Origin of the sequence: Rathayibacter sp. AY1C6 (assembly GCF_002931535.1) — a bacterium.
In the GTDB taxonomy this organism is placed as follows: Bacteria; Actinomycetota; Actinomycetes; order Actinomycetales; family Microbacteriaceae; genus Rathayibacter.
On record NZ_PSWC01000003.1, the window covers coordinates 72,279 to 98,309 of the forward strand.

Genomic DNA, 26,031 nt, shown 5'->3' on the forward strand with positions numbered 1-26,031 from the left:
GCCCCGTCCGAGCAGCCGGCCCTGCCGCTGCCGCAGGGCGTCGAGCTCTTTCTCGCGGGAGCCCGTCCGCCGTCCGGTCATCGACCGGGAAGAGAACCGGACGGCTCCGCGTTGCACGCCCCATGGCCACTCCGAGCAGCAGCGTCACCGCCCCCTCCCGCGCCTCGATCGACCTCACGGAGTCGGCGCGCGCCGGCTGGGAGTCGTGGCTCGCCCGACGCGTCGAGCGCGTCACCGGACCCCGGGGCGATCTCGCCCTCGTCGAGACGCGCTGGCTCGAGCCCGGCGAGAGCGTCGACGACGAGCAGGCGCTGGCCGGCTACGGCCCCTCGGCGACCCTGACGCGGATGCGCCGCGAGAACCTCGACACCGGCGAGCCGGAGTACGGCTACCGCGTCTGGGACGCGGCCTCCGACGGCATCCGCTCCTTCGACGCCATCGAGACCTTCCCGTTCGACGCCGCCTGGGTGCTCGAGGCGTGGTTCGAGCCGGTCGCCGAGGATCGCACGGTCCCGTTCGAGCACCTGCGCGACAACGGCGCCACCCGCGAGCTCGTCGTGCCCGGCGACATCACCTTCTCGCTCGTGGACGACGGGCGCGCCCGCGAGTACACGGTCGCGGCGTTCGACGACGGCGGCACGCTCCTCGTCCCGTTCGGCGATCCGACCAACCGCAGCGACGACCCGGAGCTCGCGAGCTACCCCGTCGGCCGCTTCCTCGTCGTGCAGCGGATCGGCGGCGCGGCCGACGCGGGCACCCCCGGTCCGGTGCTCCTGGACTTCAACCGGGCGTACATCCCGCCGTGCGGCTTCTCGCCCCACTACAACTGCCCGCTGCCGCCCGCGCAGAACCGGCTCGGCGTGCCCGTGACGGCCGGCGAGCGCCGCGTGCGCAGCGCCTCCGCCTAGCGCGCCGGGGCTGAGCGGGGGCGGCCCCGGCTCAGCGGGTGAGCACCGCCCGGCGGGCGACGAGCTCGTCGAGCAGGACCTGCTCGTCGACCGCTCCGGTGCGTCCGCCGCGGCCGAGCAGGAGGTGCTGCCGGTGGTGCGCGAGCCGCGTCGCCGAGCGGAGGAAGTCCCGCATCGCCCGCGGCCGGTCCCCTCCCGCGCTCCGGGCCCAGCGGGCGGCGGTGCGGCGCCCCTCCGCGGTGCCGATCATCCGCACCTCGGCCGGCGAGAGCCAGCCGGCGACGGCGTAGTCGTCGAGCCGCTGGAGCGTCACGCGCCGCTCCTGCCGGCGCAGCAGCACCACCACGACCACGGCGACCGCGAACAGCGGCACCTGGACCACGCCGTAGAAGCCGAACCAGTCGGACACCAGGAACGACGAGCCGTTCCAGAGCGCGTGCAGGAACGCGGCGAGCGCCAGCCCGAGCAGGGCGATGGGCAGCCGCGCGACGGCGGGCCGGTTCGAGGCGAAGCCGAGGGCCGCGCCCGTGCAGGCGGTGAAGAGCACGTGCGCGAAGGGCGAGAGCACCCCGCGGAGGAAGAAGGTCACGGCGAGCGAGCCGAGACCGCCCTCCACCAGCGCGCTGCCGAAGTAGAGGATGTTCTCGACGAAGGCGAACCCGGAGGCGACGACGGCCGCGTAGACGATGCCGTCGACGGGTCCGTCGAAGGTCCGGCGCCAGATCAGCAGGACGAGGAGGACGCCGATCCCCTTGGCCGTCTCCTCGACCAGCGGCGCCTGGATCACGGCGCCGACGAAGTCGGATCCGCTCGGCTGCTGCCCGGACGCGTAGACGGCGATCTGCACGCCGAGGTCGACCAGGAGCGCGATCGCGACGGATCCGGCCGCACCCCAGAGGAACGCGAACCACAGGCCCAGCGCGGGCTCCGGCTCCCACCGGTCGACCCAGCGGACGCCCAGCAGAACCACGGTCAGCGGGACGAGGGCGATGACCGCGCAGATCCCCGCGGCGCTGACGCCGAGTCCGAGAACCACGTAGGCGAGCACGAGCAGCAGCAGGATCCCGAGGAGCGCCACGCCGATCGAGCCGAGCACGGTCGGCACGACGGAGGGGCGGGCGGTGGCGGGCGGTGCGGGCGGCGGATAGGCGCTCATGGGGCCGACAGTAGGGCACGGGCGGGGTGCGCTGTCGGCGGTTGACACGCGCCGGGCGCGTGGAGGAGGGCCGGGGTGCGGACGCCCGTGTCCGATTCCCGCTCCTGCTCGACGTCGCCGCGTGCGAGGCTCGAGGCGTGCCCGACTCCGATCCGCTCTTCGAGGAGCGCTACCGCGCCGTCGCCTCCCGCGACTCCCGGTTCGACGGGCGGTTCCTGACCGGCGTGCACTCCACCGGCATCTACTGCCGTCCGAGCTGCCCCGCCATCACGCCGCGGCGCGCGAACGTGCGCTTCTACCCGACGGCCGCCGCCGCGCACGAGGCGGGGCTCCGCGCCTGCAAGCGCTGCCTGCCGGACGCCGTCCCCGGCTCCCCCGAGTGGAACCTGCGCGACGACACGGCGGCGCGCGCCATGCGTTTGATCGCCGACGGAGTGGTCGACCGCGAGGGGGTCGAGGGGCTGGCCGCCCGGCTCGGCTACGGCGCGCGCCACCTCGGCCGCATCCTGCGCGAGGAGCTGGGCGCGCCTCCGCTGGCCCTCGCTCGCGCCCAGCGCGCCCAGACCGCCCGGCTCCTGCTCACGAGCACCGACCTGCCCGTGTCCGACGTCGCCTTCGCCGCCGGCTTCACGAGCATCCGGCAGTTCAACGCGACCCTGGCGGAGGTGTACGAGCGGACCCCGACGGCCCTGCGCGCCTCGGCCCGCGGCACGCGCTCCGAGGCGAGCGTCCACGACGGCGCGACCACGCTGGAGCTCCGGCTGGCAGTGCGGGCTCCGTTCGATCCCGGGGTGCTCGACGTGCTCGGCGGCACCGCGCTCCCGGGCATCGAGGAGGCGTCCCCCGGCGGCTACGCGCGCTCGCTCGTCCTGCCCGGGGGCGCGGCGCTGATCCGGCTGGCGGCGGACGGGGAGAGCGTCCGCTGCAGCGCGACGCTCGTCTCCGTCGCCGACGTCGGGCCGCTGGTCGCCCGGGTGAGGCGGCTGCTCGACCTGGACGCGGACGCCCGCGCCGTGGACGAGGCCCTCGCGGCCGATCCCGCACTCGCTCCGAGCGTCGCCGCCCGCCCCGGTGTCCGCGTGCCCGGCTCCGTCGATCCGGCCGAGACGCTGGTGCGCGCGCTGCTCGGCCGGCGGGAGGCCGCACGGCTGGTCGCGGCGCTCGGCGCGACGCTCCCGGAGTCCGTGGCGAGCGGATCGATCGCACGCGCCTTCCCCTCCCCCGCGGTGATCGCCGAGCACGCCGCCGACGTGCTCCGCGGATCCGCCGACGTGCTGGTGCGGACCTGCACGCTGCTCGCCGAGGGAGCCCTGCGGCTCGACGCCGACCGGGAGGAGCTCGCCGAGCAGCTGCTGGCGGTCCCCGGGATCGACGCGGCCACGGCGGCCGAGGTGGCGCAGCGGGCGACCGGAGATCCGGACGTCCTGCTCACAGGGGATCCCGTGCTCCGGCGGGGCGCGGCGGCGCTCGGCCTGCCCGCCGGCGAACGCGGGCTGGCCGAGGCCGGGCGCCGCTGGGCGCCCTGGCGCAGCTACGCCGGGGCGCGCCTCGCGGCCGCGGTCACGCCTCCGGCGCGGGGTCGATGATCGGGAGCGCCGCGGTCATCGCCTCGATGCCCGAGAGCCGCGCCGGCGAGATCAGCCGCATGACCTCCTCGCGGGACATGAGCCCCGCCTCGACGACGAGGTCGGCGATGTTGCGGCCGGTCGCGAGGGCGGCCTTCGCGAGGGCGGCGGACGCGGTGTAGCCGATGCTCGGCGTGAGCGCCGTCACGACCCCGACCGAGGAGGCGACCATGGCCTCGAGCCGGTCGACGTTCGCGGTGATGCCGTCGATGCAGTTCTCGCGGAGCGTCCTGCAGGCCTGCGTCATCCAGGTGATGCTCTGCAGCAGCGAGTGCGCGATCACCGGCTCGAAGGCGTTGAGCTGGAGCTGACCCGCCTCGGCCGCCATCGTGACCGTGACGTCGGCCCCGGCCACCGAGTAGGCGACCTGGTTGACCACCTCGGGGATGACCGGGTTCACCTTGCCGGGCATGATGCTGGATCCCGCCTGGCGCGGAGGCAGGTTGATCTCGCCGAAGCCGGCCTGAGGGCCCGAGGAGAGGAGCCTCAGGTCGTTGCAGATCTTGGACAGCTTGATCGCGGAGCGCTTGAGCGCGCTCGAGAACGACATGAAGACGCCGGTGTCGCTCGTCGCCTCGACGAGGTCCTGCGCCATCTCGAGGTCGAGGTCGGTGATCTCGTTGAGGTGGCGGACCGCGGCTGCGCCGTAGCGCGGATCGGCGGTGATGCCGGTGCCGATCGCGGTGGCTCCGATGTTGACCTCGGCGAGCAGCCAGATGGTCTCGGAGAGGCGGGCGTGGTCCTCGCCGAGGGTCGTCGCGAAGCCGTGGAACTCCTGGCCGAGCGTCATCGGCACCGCGTCCTGCAGCTGCGTGCGGCCGACCTTCAGGACGCTTCCGAACTCGACCGCCTTGCGGGAGAACGACTCGCGCAGCAGCGCCAGCTCGTCGAGCAGGCGGCGCAGCGACCAGGTCATCGCGATCTTGATCGCGGTCGGGTAGACGTCGTTGGTGGACTGGCTGCGGTTGACGTCGTCGAGCGGGTGCAGGTGGGCGTAGTCGCCCCGCTCGAAGCCGCCGATCTCGAGTGCGACGTTGGCGACGACCTCGTTCGCGTTCATGTTCGTCGAGGTGCCGGCGCCGCCCTGGATCACGCCGACCACGAACTGGTCGTGGAACTCGCCGTCGATGATGCGGCGGCACGCGGCGTCGATCAGCTCGGCCTTGGCGGGGGCGAGGCTGCCGAGCTCGGTGTTCGCCCGGGCGGCCGCGAGCTTGACCGTGGCGAGGGACCGGACGAGATCGGGGTAGATCGAGATGGGGCGCTTCGAGATCGGGAAGTTGTCGAGGGCCCGCGCCGTGTGGATGCCCCAGTAGGCCTCGGCGGGGATCTCCATCGAGCCGAGGGAGTCGCTCTCGGTGCGCGTGGCGGGGGTCTCGGTGTCGTCCAGGGCTCTGCCTTCCGGGTCGCGGTCGGGGAGGGTGCTCGGTGCGAGGGTCACGTCCAGCTCCGTTGCTGTCGTCGTGCGGCCCCGGAGGGTGCAGGGGGCTCGCGAACTGCGCGGCCAGCCTATCGCCGGGGCGCGGGGCGGCGGCGGACGCGGGCGCGGAGCGTCCGGTCGACGGGCGCGGAACGACCGCGCCTCCCGCCGCCGGAGCGGACAGGAGGCGCGGGACGCGGGAAGCGGCGGATCAGCGGTAGTCGCTGCCCGACGCGAGGGCCGCGAGCGGCACGAGCACGACCACGACGAGCACGGCGATCGCGAAGAGCAGGACGAGGCCGAGCATGACGGAGTTGAGCACGATGCCCCAGATCGAGAGCGTGCGGCCGGTCGGCTCCCTCCGCAGGCCCAGGATGCCGAAGACGAGGCCCGCGGCCGGAGCGATCACGGTCAGTCCGAAGAAGACGGAGGTGACGCCGAGGATCAGGCTGGTGAGCGAGAACGGGGTCGAGGGCGCCGGGGCGAGGGCCGCGGGCGGGACGGCGGGGGTGCCGTAGGAGGCGCGGGCCTGCTGCGAGGAGGCGGGCTCCTCGGCGGCGGGGCGCTCCCCGGCGGACGGCCGCTCCTCGGTGAGGACGGCGGTCGCGCCCAGGTCCACGGTCGGCTGCTCGTCGGCGGGTGTGGAGAGGCGGGCGGTGCGGTCGTCGGTGGTCACGGTGTGCTCCTTCTCGGGTGCCGGTCGCCCGGCGGGATGCGGTCCCGCCGGGCGGGCCGGCGGTGCTGCCGGTGTGCTCCGGCGATGCCTCCACGCTACGGACGAGCCCGGACCCGCCCCATCCGGGGAACCCCCGGAACTCGGGGGCGATCCCCCGCCTCGACGCGGGGGCGGGTGCGAGACTGGTCCCGGCGCGAGGAGGCGGCGACGATGGACGACGACGAGCTGCGGCACCGAACCCGGGACCGCAAGGGCGCCCGGGCCGTCTGGTTCGCCGGGCTGTCGGCGCTCGCCGGCTTCGTGGTGATCTCCCCCGTGATCTCCCTCACGGCGACCGTGATGGTGTGGGGGTCGCGGCGACGGATCGGCACCCTCAGCGACCGGAACGGGCTGGTCGCCGTCAACTGGCAGCTCACCTACCTCGCGCTCCAGCTGATGCTGGTCCCGCTGCACCTCGCGCTGGTATCGGTGCGCGACTCGCTCGGCGCCGACTGGCCGCTCGCGACGATCTCGGCGATCCTCGCGCTGGCCGTGCTCAACCTCGTGCTGTGCGTCGTCCTCGGAGTCCGGTCCGGCCAGGGCCGTACCGTGCGCCTCTGGATCGCCGTGCCCTTCGCCCGCTCCACCCGTGCGCCGCGCTGACCGTCCGGGGACACCGGGCACGGCGGCTCTCCGCTCCTGGGACTCCGCCCGGCGTGTCCGCGGCGCGGTGCCCCCCTCCACGTCGCGGCGGCGGGCAGGGTGGTGGAGTGATCGCCTTCCCTCCGCCCGTCTACGTCGTGGCCGACGACGGAGTGCGGCTGGCCACCTACTCCGTCGGCGAGGAGAGCGCCCCGACCGTCCTCGCCGTGCACGGCTTCGCCTCCCACGCCGTTCTCAACTGGGAGACGTCGGGCTGGCTGCGGACGCTGCACCGGGCCGGGTACCGCGTCGTGGCGCTCGACCAGCGCGGGCACGGCGCGAGCGAGAAGCCGCACCACTCCGACTCCTACAGCGTGGACGCCATGGTGGCCGACCTGGTGCGGGTGCTCGACTCCTACGACCTCGACGCGCCCCACGTCCTCGGCTACTCCCTCGGCGCCCGGATGAGCTGGGTGCTGGGACTCGAGCACCCGGAGCGGCTCGCATCGCTGAGCCTCGGCGGGCTGACCGTGGGCGAGCCCCTCCGCTCCTTCGACGCGGAGGCGGCCCGGGCCCGCGTCGCCTCCGGTGGCGAGATCGACGACGGCTTCACCCGCGCCTTCATCGGCATGGCGGAGGGCGTGCAGGGCAACGACCTCGCGGCACTGGTGGCGGTGGCCGACGGCGTCCGCGGCGGGGCGCACCCGGAGCACGGGCGGCACCCCGGCCTGCCGACGCTGCTCGTGACCGGCGGCGCGGATCCGATCGCTCCCGGCGGAGAGCTGCTGGCGGCGGAGACGGGGGCGCGGTTCGTGAGCGTCCCCGGCCGCGACCACACCAGCACCGTGCCCGCGCGGGGCTTCAAGGACGCGGTGCTGGCGTTCCTGGCGGAGCAGCGATGAGCCGGCCCCTCGCCGGACGGGAGCACCGCGAGCGCCGAGGCCCGCGGCGTAGCATCCCCCTCATGCAGGCGATCCGCATCGAGAACCCCGGCCCCGACTCCCGACTCGTGCTGGAGGAGGTGCCGACGCCCTCCCCCGGACCCGGCGAGGTCCTCGTCCGCGTGGCGGCCGCCGGCGTCAACCGCGCCGACCTCGGCCAGCGCGGCGGGGTCTACCCGCCGCCGCCCGGCGCCTCCGAGATCCTCGGGATGGAGGTGTCCGGCACGGTCGTCGCGCTCGGCGAGGACGCGACCGGGTTCTCGGAGGGCGACGAGGTCTGCGCGCTGCTCTCCGGCGGCGGCTACGCGGAGTACGTCGCGGTCGACGCGGGCCTGGTGCTGCCGGTGCCGGACGGCGTCGGCCTCGTCTCGGCCGCCGCCCTCCCGGAGACGACGTCCACCGTCTGGTCGAACCTCGTGATGGTGGCCGGGCTCGGATCCGGCGACACCGTCCTCCTCCACGGAGGCGGGAGCGGGATCGGGACCACGGGCATCCAGGTCGCCGCCGCCCTCGGCGCCCGCGTCGCCGTCACGGCCGGCAGCCCCCGCAAGCTCGAGGCGTGCCGCGCGCTCGGGGCCGACGTCCTGATCGACTACCGCGAGGAGGATTTCGTCGAGCGGATCCGCGAGGCGACCGGCGGGCGCGGCGTCGACGTGATCCTCGACCCCGTCGGCGGCGACTACCTGGCCCGTGACCTGGAGGCGCTGGCCGTGGGCGGGCGCGTGGTGTTCATCGGCAACCAGTCCGGTGCGCTGGGCTCGCTCGACCTCGGGGTCCTGATGCGCAAGCGCGGGGCGGTGCACGCCACGACCCTCCGCGCCCGGCCCCTGGAGGAGCGGCGCGCGATCGTCGCGCGGGTGCGCGCAGAGGTCTGGCCGCTGGTCGCCGCCGGGACGGTGCGCCCGGTGGTGGACGAGGTGGTCCCGCTCGCCGAGGCCGAGCGGGCGCACGACGTGATGCGCTCCTCCGGCCACATCGGCAAGCTGCTGCTCACCCCGTGACGCCCCGCACCGGAGGAGGCCCCCGCCGCCCGCGGTGAGCGGGAGCGGGGGCCTCCTCCGATGACGCCCTTCGGCGGGGCGTCAGACGGCGGAGCGCAGGAGTCCGAGCGAGCGGTTGATGCCGTCGACGTCCACCGCGGCCGGATCGAACGATGCTCCGGCGGCGAGGCCGAGAGCCTCGAGCGCCTCCGCGTGGTCAGCCGAGGACGGGTCCGTCGCCGCCCGCACCGTGTCGGCCCAGGCCGCGGGGCCTCCCGGCACGTCGAGCGGAGCCGCGCCGCGCGCGCCCGTGCAGCGCGGCAGAGCCGTCGACAGCGGCGCGATCGCCTCCAGGCGGATGACGTGGCGCCACTCGTCCTCGAGGTCGTAGACGTAGAAGAGCTCGTCCTGCTCCTGCTCGAGCACCTCGGCGAGCGCGACGCCCGCCTCGTCCACGAGGTCGGCGCCGAACTCCTCCGCGTCGGACGGCGAGCCGATCGGAGCCTGCTCCTCGTCGGGCACGCCCACGCTGAAGTAGTGCGGCTGCGCGTCGGTCCAGCCCAGCGAGAGCTGGAGCGCGAGGTGCAGATCGCGCAGCGACGACTCGGAGGAGAGCTCGAGGCGCCGCCAGACGACGGGCTTGGTCCCGAGCAGGGCGACGTGGAGCGCGTAGGCCGTCGCCGTGTCCTGGGTCGCCTCGTCGAGGATCTCGAGGCGGGTGGCCTCGCGCTCTCCGAGGAGGACGACCGTCGCGCGGACGACGGAGGCGAGGACGGGCGCCAGGCCCTCCGGCACCGCGTAGCCGAACTCGGGCGAGTGCAGCAGCAGCCCGAGCTCGGCGGTGTCGTCGAGCATCCGCTCGGCCGTGCCGACCATGCGCTCGCGCTCGTCGAGGGCCTCGTCGAGCGAGACTCCGGAGTCGGCTGCCAGCTCGTCGACCAGCTCGCCGACGACCAGGCCCGGGTGGATCTCGGCCTGGCAGGCTACCGCGATGCGGACCAGTACGGCATCGGTGGTGGTGACCGCGCGCTCCTCCGGGGAGAAGGCGCCGTCCTCGGTGTCGGCGGCCGCCAGCGCGGTCTGGGCGCTGAGGATCCACTGCTCGAGGAAGCGGGCGACGTAGGCGATGCGCTCGGCGGCGGCCTCGTGGGCATCGGAGCTGCGCCAGAGCACGGCGGCCTCGCCGAGACCTGCGGCGGATCCCTCCTGCTCGAGCACAGCGGAGCCGACCAGCGCGTCCCACCAGGCCGAGACCGGGATGCGGACGGAGTCGTCGCTCGGGGTGGATCCCGCGGAGGAGATGCCCGCCTCGACCGCGATCTCGCGGGCGGCGCGCTCTGTGAGGGTCGCGCCGTCGTCGGCGGCGAGGTGCTCGACCACGACGTCGGCGGCGTGCACGAGAGCGGTGGCGCGCACGGCGGAGAGCTGCTCCTCGGCCGGGACCTCGTCGAGCTCGGCGAGGTCGTCGAGCACGGCCTCCACGAAGGAGCCGGCGAGGTCGAGGACCTCGTCGAGGACGGCCTGGCACTCGTCCAGCTCCTCGTCGGTGCCGGTCCAGAGGTCCTCGTCGGTGAGGAAGTCGAGGAAGTGCTCGACGACCTCGGCGACGGTGAAGAGGGTGTCGTCGAGGTCGGCCTCGCTCTCCTCCCCCGACAGGTCGGCCTCGATCTGGTCGAAGACGGCCTCGAGCAGCTCGGCGTCGGGCTGGGCGAAGGAGCCGCGCGGGCGCAGGTCGCGGGTCATCGCGAAGAGGTCGGTCAGCACCTCGACGGCCTCGTCGGCCTCGAGGTGCTCGTGCTGCATTCCCACCTCGGCGAGGTGCGAGCGGTACCAGCTGCGGAACCGCACCATCAGCGCGGTCTCGGCCGTGCGGCCGCCGCCCTGACCGCCGGACCCGCCCTGACCGCCTCCGGATCGTCCCTGGTTGCGCTTCTTGCCCATGATTCCTCCGCGACCGCTCCACTCACGACGAAGCGCTCCAGCCTACCCAGTGCGGGCGCGCGGCGGCACGCGCGGTCGCCCCCTGTTCACCCTGTGCGCACCGGGTCCGCTCCCTCTGATGCGGCCGATCGCCCGAGTCCTGGGATCAGCGCGCTGTGGGAGTCCTCGCCGCCCGGGCCCCTGCCACACGGGTCGCGATGATGAGAAATCTCGCAGCGATCGGGCGGCGAGGCTTGCGCTCGGACCCTCCGCTTCGGTGGAGTGTCCGGATGACCGACACGACGGACACCGCCGAGACCGCTCCCGGGAAGGCGTCGCTCAAGCGGGTGATCACCGGGCCGCTGCTGTTCGCCTTCATCGTGGGCGACACGCTCGGCGCCGGCATCTACACCCTGGTCGGCACGATGGCCGAGGACGTGGGCGGCGTGATCTGGCTGCCGCTGCTGATCGCGCTGGTCGTCGCCCTGCTCACCGCGGGCACGTACGCCGAGCTGATCACCAAGTACCCGCACGCCGGAGGGGCGGCGCGCTACGTGGACCGCGCGTTCGGGAAGCCGTACCTCTCGTTCCTGATCGGCTTCCTGATGATGGCCTCCGGCATCACGACGGCCGCCTCCCTGGCGAACGCGTTCGCGGGCGACTACCTCGGGGCTCTGCTGGACGTGCCGCCGATCCCCACCGCGATCGTCTTCATCGCGATCCTCACCCTGGTGAACCTGCGCGGGGTGAAGGAGTCGCTGACGGCGAACCTGGTCGCCTCGGTGATCGAGGTGAGCGGACTGGTCATCGTCATCGTCTGCGCCGCGGTCTTCTTCGGCTCCGGCGACGGCGACGCCTCCCGCGTGCTCGAGTTCAACCCCGACGTCGCTCCGCTGCAGGGGGCGTTCGCCGCCTCGATCGTCGCCTTCTTCTCGTTCCTCGGATTCGAGGCCGCGGCGAACATGGCCGAGGAGGTGCGGAACCCCTCGAAGGTCTACCCGCGGGCCCTCTTCGGTGCGCTGATCACCGCCGCCGTGGTCTATCTCCTGATCGCGCTCGGCGCCGTGATCGTGCTGCCGAACGACGAGCTCGCGGCCTCCAGCGGCCCCCTGCTGGACGTGGTCGCGGCGAGCGGAGTGGCGGTGCCGCCGTGGCTGTTCGGCCTGATCGCGCTGGTCGCCATCGCGAACGGCGCTCTGCTGTTCATGGTGATGGCGTCGCGGGTCGGCTTCGGGCTCGCCACCTCCGGGCTGCTGCCGAGCGCTTTCGGGAAGGTGCTGCCGGGCCGCCGCACGCCGTGGGTGTCGATCGTGGTCGTCGGCGGAGTGACGATGCTGCTCAGCCTGATCGGCGACGTCGGCACGCTCGCCGAGACGACGGTGCTGCTGCTCCTGCTGGTGTTCATCGCGGCGAACGTGTCGGTGCTGGTGCTGAAGAAGGACCGCGTCGACCACGCCCACTACTCCGTGCCGCGGGTGGTGCCGGTGCTCGCGACCATCGCGAGCGTGGTGCTGCTGACGCAGCAGACGGGCGTGGTCTGGCTGGCGACAGCGGGCTACGTGGTCGTGGGGACGCTGCTGTTCCTCGCCACCCGCCTGGGGAAGCGGAAGCACGCGGAGCGGACCCCGGACTGATCCGGGCCGGCGGCGATCCGTCGCGAGCGGCCCGTCCGCGGATCCCCTGCGGGCCGTCCGCGGCGGATCGATCGCGGGGGGCGGTGAGGAGTGGGATCGTGAGGCTATGACCGTCACGCTCGAGCCGATGCCCGCCGCCGCTCTCGCCGCCTGGATGCGGGTAGAGCGCTCGGCGTACATCGAGGACCGGATGCGCGCGGGCGACGACGAGGCGGCCGCGACGCGCAACGCCAACGCCTCGTACGAGAAGTACTTCCCGGGCGGCTCCCCCGCCGCCGGGCACGACGTGCTCCTCGTCTCCGAGTACGGCCGCGCGGTCGGGTCGCTCTGGCTCGGCCCGCACCCGAGCGGACTCGAGGCGTCGGGTACGTCTGGGACGTGCAGATCGACGCCGCCGAGCGCGGCAGCGGCCTCGGCCGGGCGGCGATGCTGCTCGCGGAGTCGCACGTCCGCTCCCGCGGCGGCTCCGCCCTCGCGCTGAACGTGTTCGGCTTCAACACCGCCGCGCGGACGCTGTACGAGTCGCTCGGCTACGAGACGACCTCCCTGCAGATGCGCAAGCCGCTGGCCTGAGCGGGGGCTGCTCGACTCCGGGAAGGGGCACGACCCGGTCGCGCAGAACGCCGCACGCCGTACTCGAGGGCGGACGCCGACGGGCGCCCACCGACGAGCACAGCGGCGGTGGTGGAACCGCCGGAAATCAGCGGGACCCTGCGGTCAGCTCGTGGAGGCGACGGCGGTCGGGTCGCCGGCGCCGGACGGACGCGGGGTGTCACCCGGTCCGGTCGGCACCGACGCGCCGGTCGGCACCACGGTGCCGCCGGTCGCCATCCCCCGGCCGAAGGCCTGGCCCTGGAGGATCGCGCCGAGGTCGACGCCGGTCGCCGACCTGACGCTGTCGAACGTCGCGGCGAGACCCGCCGCCTGCTCGCGCGCGATGTGGGTGCCGGCCGTGTCGCCGCCGATCAGCGTCACCGAGCCGACGTTCTGGTAGCCCTTCGCGAACTCGGCCATGAGCGAGGGCAGCTGCCCGATGAGCTCGCGACCCAGGATCGCCTCCTGGTTCTCGCGGAGCGCCTCCGCCTCGGCCGCGATGGCCGCCGCGCTCGCCTCGCCCTTCGCGCGGATGGCCTCCGCCTCGGCGGTCGCGTTCGCGCGCAGCGCCTCGGCCTCTGCGCCCGCCTTGGCCCGCAGTGCGTGGGCCTCGGCCTCGGCGCGGGCGCTCACGGCGGCGGCCTCGGCGGCGGCGGACGCCTGGCGCGCCTCCGCCTGGCGCTGGACGGCGTACGCCTCGGCGTCCGAGACCTGCTGCGCGACCTGGCGGTCCGTCTCGGCCTTCTTCTCGCGTCCGTAGGCGTCGGCGTCGGCCTCGGTCTGACGGCGGTACTTCTCGGCGTCCGCGACGCGCTTGACGTCGGCGTCGAGCTCGGCCTGCCGGTTCTCGGCGCGCTGCACGAGGACGGCCTGCTCGCGCTCGGCGCGGGCCAGGTTCTCGGCCTGCTCGGCCTCGGCGTTGGCGCGGCCGACCTCGGACTTGGCGGCGGCGGTGTTCTTGTCGTAGGCGGTCTGCTCGATCAGGTTCGCCTCGTCCGTGGCGAGCTGGCGGGCCTTGACCTCGCGGGCGGCGTTGATCCGCGCGACGTCGGCCTCGCGGCGGACACGCTCGATCTCCTGCGCTCCGAGCGCCTCGATGTAGCCGTTGCGGTCGGTGACGCCCTGGATCGCGAAGGAGTCGAGGACGAGGCCCTGGGCGAGCAGGTCGCCCTTGATGCCCTCGGCGATCTCGTCTCCCAGCTTCTGCCGGTCCTGCATGACCTCCTCGACGCTGAGCTTGGCGACGACGCCGCGGAGGGCGCCCTCGAGCTGCTCGGTCGTGAAGACGTCGATGGACTGGTCCTGCGACGCGAAGCGCTCGGCGGCGGCGCGGACCTGGTCGGCCGTGGACCCGATCTTGACCAGGGCGACGCCCGCCAGGTGGATGGTCACGCCGTTCTTGGTCTGCGCGACCGGCTCCATCTTGATCTGGCGGGAGCGCAGCGAGATGCGGTCTGACCGCTGGGTCAGCTTGTTCACGAACGCGCCGCCGCCGGTGATGACGGTCATGTTCGAGGTGAGGCCGTCCTCGCCCTTCTGCTTCTTCCCGACGATCACGATCGCCTCGTCGGCCTGCGGCACCTGGTACCAGGCGCGGAAGAGGAAGAAGCCGATGAGGGCGATCAGCAGGAGTGCGCCGACGGCGACTCCGGCGAGGACGATCCAGAGGAGATCCGGTTCCATGGGCGGGCGACCTTTCGTCCGACCCGCGCGACGCGGGTACCTGAGAGACGTACAGGTTCCATCGTGTCACAGCGCCTCGGACGGCCGCGTCGGCCGGAGGGGGGATACTGCGGACGCCGCCGAGAGCGGTTCGCGAGGGGGCGGGCCCGGACGAGGACGCCACGAACGAGGGCGTCGCGCGGAGTGCCGCGGAGGAGATCAGTGCTGGGGTACCTGGACTCGAACCAAGAACAACTGAACCAGAATCAGCCGTGTTGCCAATTACACCATACCCCAATGGTCATCCGGAGGTGATCCCGGGACCAGGCGGCGACCGGATCGGGACCCGAGCGCCGAGAGACGACAGTACCCTACGCGGGCATCCCGCTCAAATCGAGCCGCGGACGACGCTGCCCTCGGACTCCGGGGCGGCCTCGCCGAGGCGGGCGCGGACGAGGTCGCGGTTGATCGCGGAGGCGACCTGGGCGCCCGATCCGGCGGCGACGATCAGCTGCTGCGGGCCGGGAGGGGTGACCTCGCCGGCGGCGTAGAGGCCGGGGACGGACGTGCGGCCACCGGCGTCGACGCGGAGGAAGCCGTCGGCGTCGCGGTCGGGGCCGGCCGCGTCCAGGTAGTCCAGCGCGGGCGTCCAGACGGGGCGGACGAACGCGCCGGTGCGCGGCACGACGTCGCCGTCGACGAGGCGGACGCCGGTCATCTCGGCGCGCTCCCCGGCGAGGTCGGCGACCGGGCGCCGGTCGACCCGGATGCCGATGGAGGCGAGCAGCGACTCGTCGGCGTCGCTCACCGTCCCGACGCCGTTGGTGAAGACGATCAGGTCGGTCGACCACTGCGAGAGGAGCATGGCCCGCTCCGCGAGGTCGTCGGTCTCGCCGATCAGGGCGAGCGCCTCCCCCGCCTTCTCGTAGCCGTCGCACTCCATGCAGCTGTGCACGGCGGTGCCGTAGTAGGCGCGCAGGCTCGGGAGCGCGGGCGGCGTCTCGAGGAGCCCCGCGGCGACCACGACGGCGGTGGCGACGACCGAGCGGTCCGCGCTGCCGCGCACGCCGCGCGCGCCGACCACGAATTCGCCGCCGGAGCGCTCGACCGACGTGACGAGGGCGTTGTGCACCTCGGCGGCCTCGTAGCGCTCGAACTCCTCGCGGCCGAGGCGGCGCAGCTCGAGCGGCGAGATGCCGTCGCGGGTGAGGAACCCGTGCGAGTGCAGGGTCGCAGCGTTCCGCGGGCGGTTGCTGTCGAGCAGCAGCACGCTGCGGCGCGCCCGGACGAGGTTGAGCGCGGTCGAGAGCCCGGCGGGGCCCCCGCCGATCACGACGACGTCGTAGCGTCCGCCGACCGTCTCCGCCACGGTCAGGCCTGCCGGGAGGTGCCGAGGTGAGCGCCCAGGCGGTCGAGGCGGGCGATCGACTCCTGCTTGCCGAGGATCTCCATCGACTCGAACAGCGGCGGCGAGACGCGGCGTCCGGAGACCGCCGTGCGCAGCGGCCCGTAGGCGATGCGGGGCTTGAGGCCGAGGCCCTCGATCAGCGCGGAGGCGAGCGCCTCCTGGATCGAGGCCGTCAGCCACTCGGACGCGGGGACGAGCTCGAGGGCGCCGATCGAGGCGGCGAGCACCTCGCCGGCGTTCGCGGGCAGGCCCTTCAGCGCGTCCTCGTCGTACTCGAGCGCGTCGGACGCGGTGAAGAGGAACCCGAGCATGCCGGGGGCCTCCCCGAGCAGGCCGATCCGCTCCTGCACGAGGGGTGCGGCGGCGTCGAGCACGGCGCGCTGCTCGGCGGTCGGCTCGCCCGCGAGCACTCCGGCCGCCACGAGGTACGGGATCGTCCGCTCGGTGAAGTCGTCGACGGCCAGGAGGCGGATGTGATCGCCGTTGATCGACTCGGCCTTCTTGAGGTCGAAGCGGGCCGGATTGGGGTTCACGTCGGCGACGTCGAAGGCGGCGACCATCTCGTCGATCGAGAAGACGTCGCGGTCGTGCGTGAGCGACCAGCCGAGCAGGGCGAGGTAGTTGACCAGGCCCTCCGGGATGAAGCCGCGGTCGCGGTGGTGGAAGAGGTTCGAGGACGGATCGCGCTTGGAGAGCTTCTTGCTGCCGTCGCCCATCACGTAGGGGAGGTGCCCGAAGCGCGGGACGAAGGTCGTCACTCCGATGTCGATCAGCGCGTGGTACAGCGCGATCTGCCGGGCGGTCGAGGGGAGGATGTCCTCGCCGCGCAGCACGTGGGTGATCTGCATGATCGCGTCGTCGACCGGGTTCACCAGCGTGTAGAGCGGCTGGCCGTTGGGGCGCACCACGACGAAGTCGCTGAAGGAGCCGGCGGGGAACGTGATCGGGCCGCGGACCAGGTCGTCGAAGGACAGGTCGGCGTCCGGCACGCGCAGGCGCAGCGCCGGGGCGCGGCCCTCGGCGCGGAAGGCGGCGCGCTCCTCCTCGGTGAGATCGCGGTCGTGGTTGTCGTACCCGTGCTGCTTCGCGCGGCCGGCCGCCTCGTTGCGCGCGTCGATCTCCTCGGCCGTGGAGTAGCTCTCGTAGAGGTGCCCCGAGGCCGTCAGGCGCGCGATCACGTCGAGGTAGACATCGGTGCGCTCGGACTGCCGGTACGGGCCGTGCGGGCCGCCGACTCCGACGCCCTCGTCCCAGTCGAGCTTCAGCCAGCGCAGCGCGTCGAGGATCTGCTCCACGCTCTCCTCGCTGTCGCGGGCGGCGTCCGTGTCCTCGATGCGGAAGACGAACGTGCCGCCGGTGTGGCGCGCGTACGCCCAGTTGAACAGGGCGGTGCGGATGAGGCCGACGTGCGGGGTCCCGGTCGGCGAGGGGCAGAAGCGGACGCGGACGTCGCTCCCGGTCGCGGTCGTGAACGGGTGCGCGTCCGGCGCGCTTTCCAGGGGCGGGGTGAGCTCAGACATACGAGGCCGATCCTACCGGCGGGAGCCGGTGCGGCGCCCGGGATCGCGGGGGCCGTGGCGCCTCCGCCCCGGGCACGGTGCGCGCCTCGCGGCGACTGCTTCTACCGGACAGCACTGCTCCGAGTCAACGGACTCCCCGAGCGAGCAGGAGCAGTGGTGCGCTGACCCCGGGCCTCTCGTCGAGAGGGCCCGAGCGCCGCACCGCAGGCCGCGCCGGGCCTCCGCGCGAGCGTGCCCGGAAGGAGCACTGATGAGCACGATCGATCTCGACCCCCGCACCGACCGCCCGAGCGCCCTCACCGAGGCGGCGCGGGAGGAGAAGGACGCCCGCACGCTCTCGCTCTTCCAGGCGGCTGTGAGCGCGGAGGCCGCCGAGGGCGCGCGCATCCGCGAGCGCATCGTGCTCGACCACCTGGGCCTGGCCGAGGCCATGGCCCGCCGGGTCTCCCGGAGTGGAGGCGACTGGGCGGATCTGCGCCAGGTCGCCTACGTGGGCCTCGTGAAGGCCGCCCGCCGCTTCACTCCCGAGCGCGGCGACAGCTTCGCCGCGTTCGCCGTCCCCACGATCACCGGCGAGCTCAAGCGCCACCTCCGCGACCTCGGCTGGATGATCCGGCCGCCGCGCGGCGTGCAGGAGCTGCACCGCCGCTCCGCCGTCGTCGCCGACGAGCTCGCGCAGGAGCTCGGCCGGCACCCCACCGACCAGGAGATCGCCCGCCGCCTCGGAGTGGACGCGACGGAGGTGGCCGACGCGCGCCTCGCGGGGCATCCGCTCTCCCTCGACGAGACCGTGGGCGAGGGCGGCGTCGGCCTGGGCGACACTCTCGGCGGCGAGGACGACCGGCTGCTCGAGATCGACCGGCGGCACGGGCTCGCCGAGGCCCTCGCCGAGCTCGAGGAGGGCCAGCGCGAGCTCCTGCGGATGCGCTTCGTCGAGGAGCGCACCCAGCAGCAGATCGCCGACGCCCTGGGGACGACGCAGATGCAGGTCTCGCGCCTGCAGCGGCGGATCCTCGCGCAGCTCGCCGACCGGCTCGGCGCCCCCTCGCGCAGCCATCAGCCGCGTGCTCCCCGGGCCCGCGTGGCCACGGTCACTCCGGTCCGACCGGCGACGCGGCTGAAGTCCGCCTGAGGTGGGCCTCGGCACGCGACGGGAGCGACGCGAGGGCGGCGAGGACGTCGTCGACCTGGACCGCGAGCAGCGCCGGGTCCGGCTCGGCAGAGAAGACGTCTCCGCGGCGGAGGGAGGCGTCGGTCAGCACGACGTGCGGCCCCGAGGCCGGAGGGCCCCAGGCCTCGGGCGGTGCCGGACCGAAGATCACGACCGAGGGGACGCCGTACGCGGAGGCGAGGTGCGCGGCTCCGGTGTCGACGGTCACTACGACCTCGGCGGCCGCGACGACCGCGGCGAACCCGCTGAGCGCGAGCTCCCCCGCCAGCACCTCGCCCGTGCCGGCGAGCTCGGCGACGCGGCGGGCGCGGTCGGCCTCGTTCGCGCCTCCGGTGTAGACGACGCGGTGCCCCTCGGCGGTGAGGGCGCGCGCCACCGCGGCGAAGCGCTCCTCCGGCCACTCGCGAGAGCCGTAGAAGGCCCCGATGTGCACGACGGCGGCTCCGGGGGCCGAGGCGGGCTCCTCGGGGACGGCGATCGCGACGTCCTCGGGGTCGGCGTCGAGACCGATCGAGTTCACCAGGCGGGCCCAGCGGGCGCGCTCGAGCTCGCCGTCGATCCAGAGCGGCCGCGGGTCCTCCGGGCCCGCGCCCGGGTCCAGCGCCGGGACGCGGAACTCGAGCGTGCGCTCGGGCGCGATCTCGCGCAGCCGCAGCCGCGACTCCGGGCCGTTGCCGTGGAGGTTCACGCCGAGCTCGACGCGGCCGGCGGCCATCGGCAGCGGGTCGTCGAGTCCGTGGAGGGTGGGCACGAGCGCGTCCAGGCCCTCGACCAGGTCGACGATCGGCTCGAGCCAGGGCGTGGTCGCCATGATCAGCCGGTGGTCCGGGAAGCCTCGGCGCAGGGCCTTGAGCGCCGGGACGGCGACGAGCAGGTCGCCGAGCTTGAGGGCGCGCAGCGCGAGGATCTCCGGAGTCCCGTCCGGGGCGGTGAGAGCGCGCACGGCGCCTCCTTCCTGTCGGAGTCCCCGTACCCCGCTGCGCGCACCTCAGACGCGCCGCCCGCAGATGCGAGCGACGCGCCCGGACGGACCGACTTCTCCGGAAGGGGGTTTACATCCCCGGTCGAGGGGTACGAGGAGAAGGTGAACGACTCCTCCTCCCGGAGCGCCGACGAGCGCGCGAGGGCCCCGCGCCTGCGGGGGATCCTCTTCGACCGCGATGCGACGCTCGTGGTCGACGTGCCCTACAACGGCGACCCAGCGCAGGTCTCCCCGATGCCCACCGCCGTCGCCGCGGTCGAGCGGGCGCGCGAGGCGGGGCTGGCCGTGGGCGTGGTCACCAACCAGTCCGGGATCGCCCGCGGGATCATCGACCGCGGCCAGGCCGACGCGGTGAACCGGCGCGTGGACGAGCTGTTCGGTGGCTTCGACGTGTGGATGCTCTGCCCCCACGGCCCGGAGGACGGCTGCTCCTGCCGGAAGCCCCGGCCCGGCATGGTGCTCGGCGCCGCCGAGCAGCTGGGACTGCCGGCACGGTCCCTCGCCGTGATCGGCGACATCGGGGCCGACGTCCGCGCCGCCGCCGCGGCCGGCGCCCGTGGAGTGCTGGTGCCGACTCCGATCACCCGCGCCGAGGAGGTGGACGCCGCTCCGCTGCAGGCGGCGACGCTCCTCGAGGCGGTCGAGCTGCTGCTCGCGATGCAGCCCGCCGAGGACGCCGAGTGAAGCGCCGCGTGCTCGTCGCCCGCCTGGACAGCGCGGGAGACGTCCTGCTGTGCGGACCCGCCGTCCGCGCGATCGCGGCCGACGCCGAGGTGCTGCTGCTGAGCGGTCCGCAGGGAGCGCCCGCGGCCGCGCTGCTGCCGGGTCCCTCCTCCGTCCGCACCTGGTGGTGCCCGTGGATCGGCGACGCCTCCCGCCCCGTCGACTCCGAGCTCGTCGACGAGCTGCGCGCGATCGTCGAGGAGTTCGCGCCGGACGAGGCCGTGATCCTCACCTCCTTCCACCAGTCGCCGCTTCCGCTGGCCCTGCTGCTCCGCCTCGCCGGTGTCGCCCGCATCACGGGCGCCTCAGTCGACTTCGCGGGCGCCCTGCTCGATGTGCGCCTCGTGCCGGGCGAGACCCTCGAGGAGGACCAGCCGGAGCCGGAGCGCGCGCTCGCGATCGCGGCGGCGGCCGGCTTCGCGCTGCCCGCCGGCGACGACGGACGGCTCCGCGTGCGCCGCGAGGGCGTGCTGCCCGCCGCTCTCGAGGGGATCGGCCCCTACGCGGTCGTGCACCCCGGGGCAGCCGTCCCCGCCCGCGCCTGGCCCGCGGCGAACGCGGCCCGCGCCGTCGAGCTGCTGGCGGACGCGGGCCTCGCTGTCGTCGTCACCGGCGGCCCGGGCGAGCGCTCCCTCACGGCCGAGGTCGCGGGCACCCGCGGCATCGACCTCGGCGGGGCGACGGACTTCCCCGGCGCCGCCGAGGTGCTGGCCGGCGCCGAGGTCGTGATCTGCGGCAACACCGGCCCCGCGCACCTCGCCGCCGCGGTCGGCACCCCCGTGGTCAGCCTCTTCGCGCCGGTCGTCCCGGCCGTGCGCTGGGCGCCCTACGGCGTCCCGGTCGCGCTGCTCGGCGACCAGGAGGCGCCCTGCGCCGGCTCGCGCGCCCGCGTGTGCCCCGTCCCCGGCCATCCCTGCCTCGCGGGGGTGAGCGCCGAGGAGGCGGTCGCCGCCGCCCTCCGACTCCGACCCACGACTTCCCCGAGAGAGGCCATCGCATGAGGATCCTGCTCTGGCACGTGCACGGCGGCTGGGCGGACGCCTTCGTCCGCGGCGCCCACACCTACCTGCTCCCCACGACTCCGGCCCGCGACGGCTGGGGCCTGGGCACCGGCGGCCGCGACTGGCCGAGCGCCGTCGAGATCGCGCCCGAGGAGCTGCACGACGCCGACGTCGACGCGGTCCTCCTCCAGAGGCCCGAGGAGCTCGCCGAGGCCGAGCGCCTGCTCGGGCGACGCCTCGGCCGCGACGTACCCGCCGTCTACGTGGAGCACAACACACCCCGCGGGGACGTGCCGGACAACCGCCACCCGCTCGCCGACCGCGACGACCTGCTGATCGTCCACGTCACCCACTTCAACGCCCTGATGTGGGACACCGGATCGACGCGGACGACGGTGATCGAGCACGGGATCCACGACCCGGGTCCCCTCTACACCGGCGAGCTGCCGCACTTCGGCGTGGTCGTCAACGAGCCCGTCCGCCGGGGCCGGGTCGCCGGGACCGACCTGCTCCCCCGCTTCGGCGCCGTCGCTCCGCTGGACGTCTTCGGGATGAAGACCGACCGGCTCGCCGAGCTGCCGGGCCTGGAGGACGTGACGGTCCTCGGCGACGTCCGCACGCAGGCGATGCACGCGGCCCTGGCCCGCCGCCGGGTCTACCTGCACCCGTTCCGCTGGACCTCCCTCGGCCTCGCGCTGCTGGAGGCGATGCATCTCGGGATGCCCGTCGTCGCGCTCGACGTGACGGAGGCGGGGCGCGCCGTCCCGCCCGAGGCCGGAGCGGTCTCGAACGACCTCGACGCCCTCGTCGCCTCGGCCCGGGCGCTCGTCGAGGACCCGGACCGCGCCGCCCGCGCCGGCGCCGTCGCCCGCGAGGCCGCGCTCGCGCGCTACGGCCTCGCCCGGTTCCACCGCGACTGGGACGAGGTCCTCGCCGACCTCCCGGGACGCCGGTCGCCGGAGCCCGCTCTGGAAGGGAGCACCCGATGAAGCAGCACCTCTCCTCCGCGCCCGCGCTCACGATCGCCATGGTCTCGGAGCACGCGAGCCCGCTGGCGACCCTCGGCGGCGTCGACGCCGGCGGCCAGAACGTCCACGTGGCGGCGCTCGCCGACGCCCTCGCGCGCCGCGGCCACCGCGTGGTCGTCTACACCCGCCGCGACGACCCCTCCCTGCCCCGGCGCGTGCCCTTCACCTCGGGAGTCGAGGTCGTGCACATCGACGCCGGGCCGCCGCGCCGGGTGTCCAAGGACGAGCTGCTGCCCTTCATGGGCGACTTCGCCGTCGACCTCGCCGAGGAGTGGCTGCAGGAGCGGCCGGACCTCGTGCACAGCCACTTCTGGATGTCCGGGGTCGCCGCGCTCGACGCCTCCGAGCGGGTGGAGCGAGCCACGGGTCGGCGCGTGCCCGTCCTCCACACCTTCCACGCGCTGGGCGTGGTCAAGCGCCGCCAGCAGGGCGCGCTCGACACCAGCCCCGAGGAGCGCGCCTGGCTCGAGCCCGGAGTGGGCCAGAAGGCCGACGGCGTCGTCGCCACCTGCTCGGACGAGGCCTTCGAGCTCAAGGGGCTCGGCGTGCCGACCTCGCGCATCTCGGTGGTGCCCTGCGGAGTCGACATCGACCGGTTCTCGGTCGAGGGCCCGGTCGCGCCCCGCAGAGAGCGCTCGCGGCTCATGACCATCGGACGCCTGGTGCCGCGCAAGGGCATGGGCATCGCGATCGAGGCGCTCGCGCACCTGGTCGCGGCCGGCCACGACGCCGAGCTCGTCGTGGTCGGGGGCTCCGGCTCCGGCGACGCGCTGACGGCGGACCCCGAGTACCAGCGGCTGCACGGCGTGGCCGAGAGCCTCGGCGTCGCGGACCGTGTCGACTTCGTCGGCCAGCTCTCGCAGACCGAGATGCCCGCGATGCTCCGCTCGGCCGACGTCGTGGTCTGCGCGCCCTGGTACGAGCCGTTCGGCATCACTCCGCTCGAGGCGATGGCCTGCGGCGTGCCGGTCGTCGCCTCCTCCGTGGGCGGCCTGATCGACACCGTGGTCGAGGACGTCACCGGGGTCCACGTGCCTCCGCGCGATCCGGTCGCCCTGGCCGCCGCCCTCGGCTCGCTGCTGGAGGACCCCGACCGCGCCCGCGCCTACGGGGCCGCCGGCCGCGAGCGCGTCGAGTCCCGCTACTCCTGGGACCGCGTCGCCGCCGACACCGAGCGCGCCTACGTCACGACGCTCGCCGGCCTCGGCGACGAGTCGCTCCTCACCGGCGCCACGAGCGCACCCTCATCCCCCACCACCCGGAAGGCGGCTCCGCGACGATGACCATCGACACCGCGACCATCGACACCGTTCTGGACACCCCGGCCGACGCCGCCCGGCGCCTCGTCGACGACCACGTGGCGCGCGCGCTCGACGCGGTCGCGCAGCTGGAGCGCCACTCCGACAGGATCGCCGCCTGGGGCGTCGAGCTCGCCGACCGCCTGCACTCCGGCGCGCGCCTGCTCGCCGCGGGCAACGGCGGCTCCGCGGCGGAGGCGCAGCACCTCACCGCCGAGCTCGTCGGCCGCTTCGACGGCGACCGCGTCCCCTTCTCCGCCATCTCGCTGCACGCCGAGACGTCGAGCCTGACCGCGATCGGCAACGACTACGGCTTCGACCACGTGTTCTCGCGCCAGGTCACCGCGCACGCCCGGGCGGGCGACGTCGTGGTCCTGCTCTCCACCAGCGGACGCAGCGCGAACCTCCTCCACGCCGCGGAGGCCGCCCGTGCGGCGGGCGCCCGGTCGTGGGCGCTGACCGGCGAGGGGCCGAACCCGCTCACCGAGCTCTGCGACGAGGCGATCGCCCTCGAGGGCCACGGCTCCAACGTGCAGGAGGCGCAGCTGGTGCTCGTGCACGCGCTCTGCCGGGCCTTCGAGCACCGGATCCGCGCGCGGACGGCGGCCGCCTCGTGAGCCGCCTGCGCCTCGTCGTCGTCGGCGACGTGATGCTCGACGTCGACCTCTCCGGACCCGCCGAGCGGCTCAGCCCGGACGCCCCCGTCCCCGTGGTCGACGTGTCGGCCCGCAGCGCCCGCGCCGGCGGTGCCGGGCTGGTCGCCCGGATGCTCGCCCGCGACGGGCACGAGGTGACGCTGGTGACCGCGCTCGCCGAGGACTCGGATCCGGACGTGGCGGAGCTGCGCGCCGAGCTGTCCGGCGTCCGCCTGGTCGCCGGGCCCTCGGGAGCGCCGACGCCGGTGAAGACCCGCGTCGCCGCCTCCGGCCAGGCCGTCGTGCGGATCGACCGCGGCTGCGAGACGCCGCCCGTCCCCGGCGTCACCGACGCGATGCTCGCCGCCCTCGCCGACGCCGACGCCGTGATCGTCGCCGACTACGGCCGCCGCCTGACCGAGGAGCCGTCGCTCCGCACGGCGCTCGACGCGCTCACCGTGCCGCTGGTGTGGGATCCGCACCCGCGGGGCTCGCAGCCGGTCGCCGCCACCTCCCTCGCCACCCCGAACCTGGCCGAGGCCACCGCCTTCTCGGGAGCCGTCGGCCGCGGAGTGACGCGCGCCGAGTCCGCCGCGACCACCCTCCTCGAGCGCTGGGGCTGCGGTGCGGTCACCGTGACGATGGGATCCTCCGGCGCCCTGCTGCGCTCCCGCGGCGCCGGCGTCCCGGTCGTCGCACCGGCCGTCGCCGTGCCGCCCACCGACCCGTGCGGCGCGGGCGACCGGTTCGCCGCCTCCGCCGCGGTCGCCCTCGCCGAGGGCGCGAGCACCTCGGAGGCGGTGCAGGCGGCGGTCGCCGCGGCCGGCGCCTACCTCCTCGCGGGAGGGGTCGCCTCACTGTCCGCTCCCGCCGACCCCGCACCCCTCCACGGCGGCGGGGTGGACGCCCTGCGCGTCGCCGAGTCCGTCCGCGCGGCAGGAGGAACGGTGGTCGCGACGGGCGGCTGCTTCGACCTGCTCCACGCCGGCCACGCCCGCACCCTCTCCGCAGCACGCGCTCTCGGCGACTGCCTGATCGTCTGCCTCAACTCGGACGACTCCGTCCGGCGCCTCAAGGGCGCGGCACGGCCGATCATCCCCGAGGACGACCGCGTCGACCTGCTGCTCGCGCTCGAGTGCGTCGACGCCGTGCTGGTCTTCGGCGAGGACACGCCGGACGAGGCGCTGCGCCGCATCCGCCCCGACGTCTGGGTGAAGGGCGGCGACTACTCCGCCGAGTCCCTCCCCGAGACGGCGACGGTGGCGAAGTGGGGCGGCCGGGTCCTGACCGTGCCGTACCACCCGGGCCGCTCGACCACCCATCTCGCCGCCGCGCTCGCGCGCGTCGGCTGACCCGCGGCCCACGAGGCCCGCAGACCACCCCCGGAAGGAAACCATGAGCACCACTCCCACCCCCATCGGCCGCGTCCTGATCACCGGAGGAGCCTCCGGGCTCGGTGCGGCCGTCGCCGCCGCGGTCGCCGCCGCCGGCGGCACCCCGATCGTGCTCGACCGCGACGTCTCGTCGGTGAAGGAGGGCGTCGCCGCCTACCAGGTCGACGTCGCGAAGACCCGCGAGGCCGAGAAGGCGGTCGTCGAGATCGCCCGCGAGCACGGCGGGCTCGACGCCGTCGTGACCGCGGCCGGCATCGACCGCTGCGGCCGCCTCGTGGACGTGGAGCCGGAGGAGTGGGAGCGCGTCATCTCCGTCAACCTCCTCGGCACCGCGGCCGTCGTCCGGGCGGCCCTGCCCTTCCTCACCGAGACCCACGGCCGCGTCGTCACCGTCGCCTCCTCGCTCGCGATCAAGGCCGTCTCGGACGCGACCGCGTACTGCGCCTCGAAGTTCGGCGTGCTCGGCTTCACCCGCGCGCTCGCGGCCGAGACCAAGGGCGAGATCGGCGTGACCACGCTGATCCCGTCGGGCATGAAGACGCGCTTCTTCGACGACCGCGACGAGCAGTACAAGCCGGGTCCGGACGCGCTGCTGAACGATCCGGAGAACGTGGCGAACGCCGTCATGTTCGTCCTCGGCCAGCCGCGCGGCTGCGAGGTCCGCGAGCTCGTCATCACGCACGAGGAGGAGCCGTCCTGGCCGTGATCCGCTGATCCGGGCGCGCCCCGGATCC

General features: G+C 74.5%; 23 protein-coding genes and 1 tRNA gene. 15 read left to right on the top strand and 9 right to left on the bottom strand.

Features of this window, described 5'->3' with window-relative positions; translation table 11 throughout:
* Nucleotides 1-122 precede the first annotated feature (122 nt).
* Complete coding sequence (locus C5D36_RS03225) at nucleotides 123-908, top strand: DUF1684 domain-containing protein (protein WP_104233244.1); 786 nt, start codon at nucleotides 123-125, stop codon at nucleotides 906-908.
* A 31-nt stretch (nucleotides 909-939) separates the two neighbouring features.
* Here the strand turns inward: C5D36_RS03225 and C5D36_RS03230 are convergent, their stop codons facing one another.
* Nucleotides 940-2,064: a PrsW family intramembrane metalloprotease gene (locus C5D36_RS03230; protein ID WP_104233243.1), complete on the bottom strand. Its 1,125-nt coding sequence runs from the start codon at nucleotides 2,062-2,064 to the stop codon at nucleotides 940-942.
* A gap of 137 nt (nucleotides 2,065-2,201) precedes the next feature.
* On the opposite strand from C5D36_RS03230, the gene C5D36_RS03235 reads away from it, so the two are divergent.
* Nucleotides 2,202-3,650 (top strand): DNA-3-methyladenine glycosylase 2 family protein, encoded by a 1,449-nt coding sequence (locus C5D36_RS03235; RefSeq protein WP_181067784.1) that lies wholly within the window; start codon nucleotides 2,202-2,204, stop codon nucleotides 3,648-3,650.
* Here C5D36_RS03235 and C5D36_RS03240 read toward each other — a convergent pair.
* Nucleotides 3,625-5,079 (bottom strand): aspartate ammonia-lyase, encoded by a 1,455-nt coding sequence (locus C5D36_RS03240; RefSeq protein ID WP_258062860.1) that lies wholly within the window; start codon nucleotides 5,077-5,079, stop codon nucleotides 3,625-3,627. The two genes, C5D36_RS03235 and C5D36_RS03240, sit on opposite strands and share 26 nt — an antisense overlap.
* A gap of 241 nt (nucleotides 5,080-5,320) precedes the next feature.
* Nucleotides 5,321-5,785 carry a DUF4190 domain-containing protein gene (locus tag C5D36_RS03245; protein WP_104233242.1) on the bottom strand — a complete coding sequence of 155 codons (465 nt, stop codon included), beginning with the start codon at nucleotides 5,783-5,785 and terminating at the stop codon, nucleotides 5,321-5,323.
* 210 nt (nucleotides 5,786-5,995) lie between these two features.
* Here C5D36_RS03245 and C5D36_RS03250 point away from each other — a divergent pair, with 210 nt between their 5' ends.
* From C5D36_RS03250 to C5D36_RS03260, 3 genes are all read left to right on the top strand, one after another.
* A complete protein-coding gene (locus C5D36_RS03250; protein WP_219812572.1) occupies nucleotides 5,996-6,427 on the top strand; it encodes a DUF4870 domain-containing protein in 432 nt (143 codons plus the stop codon).
* A gap of 107 nt (nucleotides 6,428-6,534) precedes the next feature.
* Nucleotides 6,535-7,308, top strand: a complete 774-nt coding sequence (locus tag C5D36_RS03255; protein WP_181028772.1) for an alpha/beta fold hydrolase — start codon at nucleotides 6,535-6,537, stop codon at nucleotides 7,306-7,308.
* Between the two features lie 62 nt (nucleotides 7,309-7,370).
* Entirely contained in the window at nucleotides 7,371-8,348 is a 978-nt protein-coding gene (locus C5D36_RS03260; protein WP_104233239.1) for an NAD(P)H-quinone oxidoreductase, read from the top strand.
* Nucleotides 8,349-8,429: 81 nt separating this feature from the next.
* Here C5D36_RS03260 and C5D36_RS03265 read toward each other — a convergent pair whose 3' ends face one another.
* Nucleotides 8,430-10,268 (bottom strand): plasmid pRiA4b ORF-3 family protein, encoded by a 1,839-nt coding sequence (locus C5D36_RS03265; protein ID WP_104233238.1) that lies wholly within the window; start codon nucleotides 10,266-10,268, stop codon nucleotides 8,430-8,432.
* A gap of 269 nt (nucleotides 10,269-10,537) precedes the next feature.
* Here C5D36_RS03265 and C5D36_RS03270 point away from each other — a divergent pair, with 269 nt between their 5' ends.
* Together C5D36_RS03270 and C5D36_RS17095 are read left to right on the top strand one after the other, a co-directional pair.
* The gene (locus C5D36_RS03270; RefSeq protein WP_104226270.1) at nucleotides 10,538-11,881 is read left to right on the top strand and encodes an APC family permease; all 1,344 of its coding nucleotides are present in this window, start codon (nucleotides 10,538-10,540) and stop codon (nucleotides 11,879-11,881) included.
* A gap of 327 nt (nucleotides 11,882-12,208) precedes the next feature.
* Nucleotides 12,209-12,454 (top strand): N-acetyltransferase, encoded by a 246-nt coding sequence (locus tag C5D36_RS17095; RefSeq protein WP_258062861.1) that lies wholly within the window; start codon nucleotides 12,209-12,211, stop codon nucleotides 12,452-12,454.
* A 144-nt stretch (nucleotides 12,455-12,598) separates the two neighbouring features.
* Here C5D36_RS17095 and C5D36_RS03280 read toward each other — a convergent pair whose 3' ends face one another.
* From C5D36_RS03280 to gltX, 4 genes are all read right to left on the bottom strand, one after another.
* Nucleotides 12,599-14,158 carry a flotillin family protein gene (locus tag C5D36_RS03280; RefSeq protein WP_104233236.1) on the bottom strand — a complete coding sequence of 520 codons (1,560 nt, stop codon included), beginning with the start codon at nucleotides 14,156-14,158 and terminating at the stop codon, nucleotides 12,599-12,601.
* Between the two features lie 204 nt (nucleotides 14,159-14,362).
* A tRNA-Gln gene (locus C5D36_RS03285) sits at nucleotides 14,363-14,434 on the bottom strand.
* A gap of 91 nt (nucleotides 14,435-14,525) precedes the next feature.
* On the bottom strand, nucleotides 14,526-15,506 hold the full coding sequence (locus C5D36_RS03290) for an NAD(P)/FAD-dependent oxidoreductase (RefSeq protein ID WP_104276156.1): 981 nt from the start codon (nucleotides 15,504-15,506) through the stop codon (nucleotides 14,526-14,528).
* Nucleotides 15,507-15,508: 2 nt separating this feature from the next.
* Nucleotides 15,509-17,065, bottom strand: coding sequence for a glutamate--tRNA ligase (gene gltX / locus C5D36_RS03295; RefSeq protein WP_104233235.1), 1,557 nt, complete (start codon nucleotides 17,063-17,065; stop codon nucleotides 15,509-15,511).
* A gap of 250 nt (nucleotides 17,066-17,315) precedes the next feature.
* On the opposite strand from gltX, the gene C5D36_RS03300 reads away from it, so the two are divergent.
* On the top strand, nucleotides 17,316-18,197 hold the full coding sequence (locus C5D36_RS03300) for a sigma-70 family RNA polymerase sigma factor (protein WP_104223520.1): 882 nt from the start codon (nucleotides 17,316-17,318) through the stop codon (nucleotides 18,195-18,197).
* On the opposite strand, the gene C5D36_RS03305 is transcribed toward C5D36_RS03300, so the two are convergent.
* Nucleotides 18,157-19,179, bottom strand: coding sequence for a glycosyltransferase family 9 protein (locus C5D36_RS03305; RefSeq protein ID WP_104233234.1), 1,023 nt, complete (start codon nucleotides 19,177-19,179; stop codon nucleotides 18,157-18,159). The two genes, C5D36_RS03300 and C5D36_RS03305, sit on opposite strands and share 41 nt — an antisense overlap.
* A 141-nt stretch (nucleotides 19,180-19,320) precedes the next feature.
* Between C5D36_RS03305 and C5D36_RS03310 the strand changes: the two genes are divergently transcribed.
* The 7 genes from C5D36_RS03310 to C5D36_RS03340 are packed head-to-tail and all read left to right on the top strand — an operon-like array spanning nucleotide 19,321 to nucleotide 26,003.
* The gene (locus C5D36_RS03310) at nucleotides 19,321-19,902 is read left to right on the top strand and encodes an HAD-IIIA family hydrolase (protein ID WP_104233233.1); all 582 of its coding nucleotides are present in this window, start codon (nucleotides 19,321-19,323) and stop codon (nucleotides 19,900-19,902) included.
* A complete protein-coding gene (locus tag C5D36_RS03315) occupies nucleotides 19,899-20,942 on the top strand; it encodes a glycosyltransferase family 9 protein (protein ID WP_104233232.1) in 1,044 nt (347 codons plus the stop codon). The genes C5D36_RS03310 and C5D36_RS03315 overlap by 4 nt, the downstream gene beginning before the upstream one ends.
* The gene (locus tag C5D36_RS03320) at nucleotides 20,939-21,931 is read left to right on the top strand and encodes a glycosyltransferase (protein WP_104233231.1); all 993 of its coding nucleotides are present in this window, start codon (nucleotides 20,939-20,941) and stop codon (nucleotides 21,929-21,931) included. Before C5D36_RS03315 ends, C5D36_RS03320 begins: the two co-directional genes overlap by 4 nt.
* The gene (locus C5D36_RS03325) at nucleotides 21,928-23,253 is read left to right on the top strand and encodes a glycosyltransferase (RefSeq protein ID WP_104233230.1); all 1,326 of its coding nucleotides are present in this window, start codon (nucleotides 21,928-21,930) and stop codon (nucleotides 23,251-23,253) included. Before C5D36_RS03320 ends, C5D36_RS03325 begins: the two co-directional genes overlap by 4 nt.
* Nucleotides 23,250-23,885 (top strand): SIS domain-containing protein, encoded by a 636-nt coding sequence (locus C5D36_RS03330; protein WP_104223523.1) that lies wholly within the window; start codon nucleotides 23,250-23,252, stop codon nucleotides 23,883-23,885. Before C5D36_RS03325 ends, C5D36_RS03330 begins: the two co-directional genes overlap by 4 nt.
* A 5-nt stretch (nucleotides 23,886-23,890) precedes the next feature.
* On the top strand, nucleotides 23,891-25,255 hold the full coding sequence (locus C5D36_RS03335) for a PfkB family carbohydrate kinase (protein ID WP_104233300.1): 1,365 nt from the start codon (nucleotides 23,891-23,893) through the stop codon (nucleotides 25,253-25,255).
* Between the two features lie 43 nt (nucleotides 25,256-25,298).
* Nucleotides 25,299-26,003 carry an SDR family oxidoreductase gene (locus C5D36_RS03340; protein WP_104233229.1) on the top strand — a complete coding sequence of 235 codons (705 nt, stop codon included), beginning with the start codon at nucleotides 25,299-25,301 and terminating at the stop codon, nucleotides 26,001-26,003.
* Nucleotides 26,004-26,031: the final 28 nt, after the last annotated feature.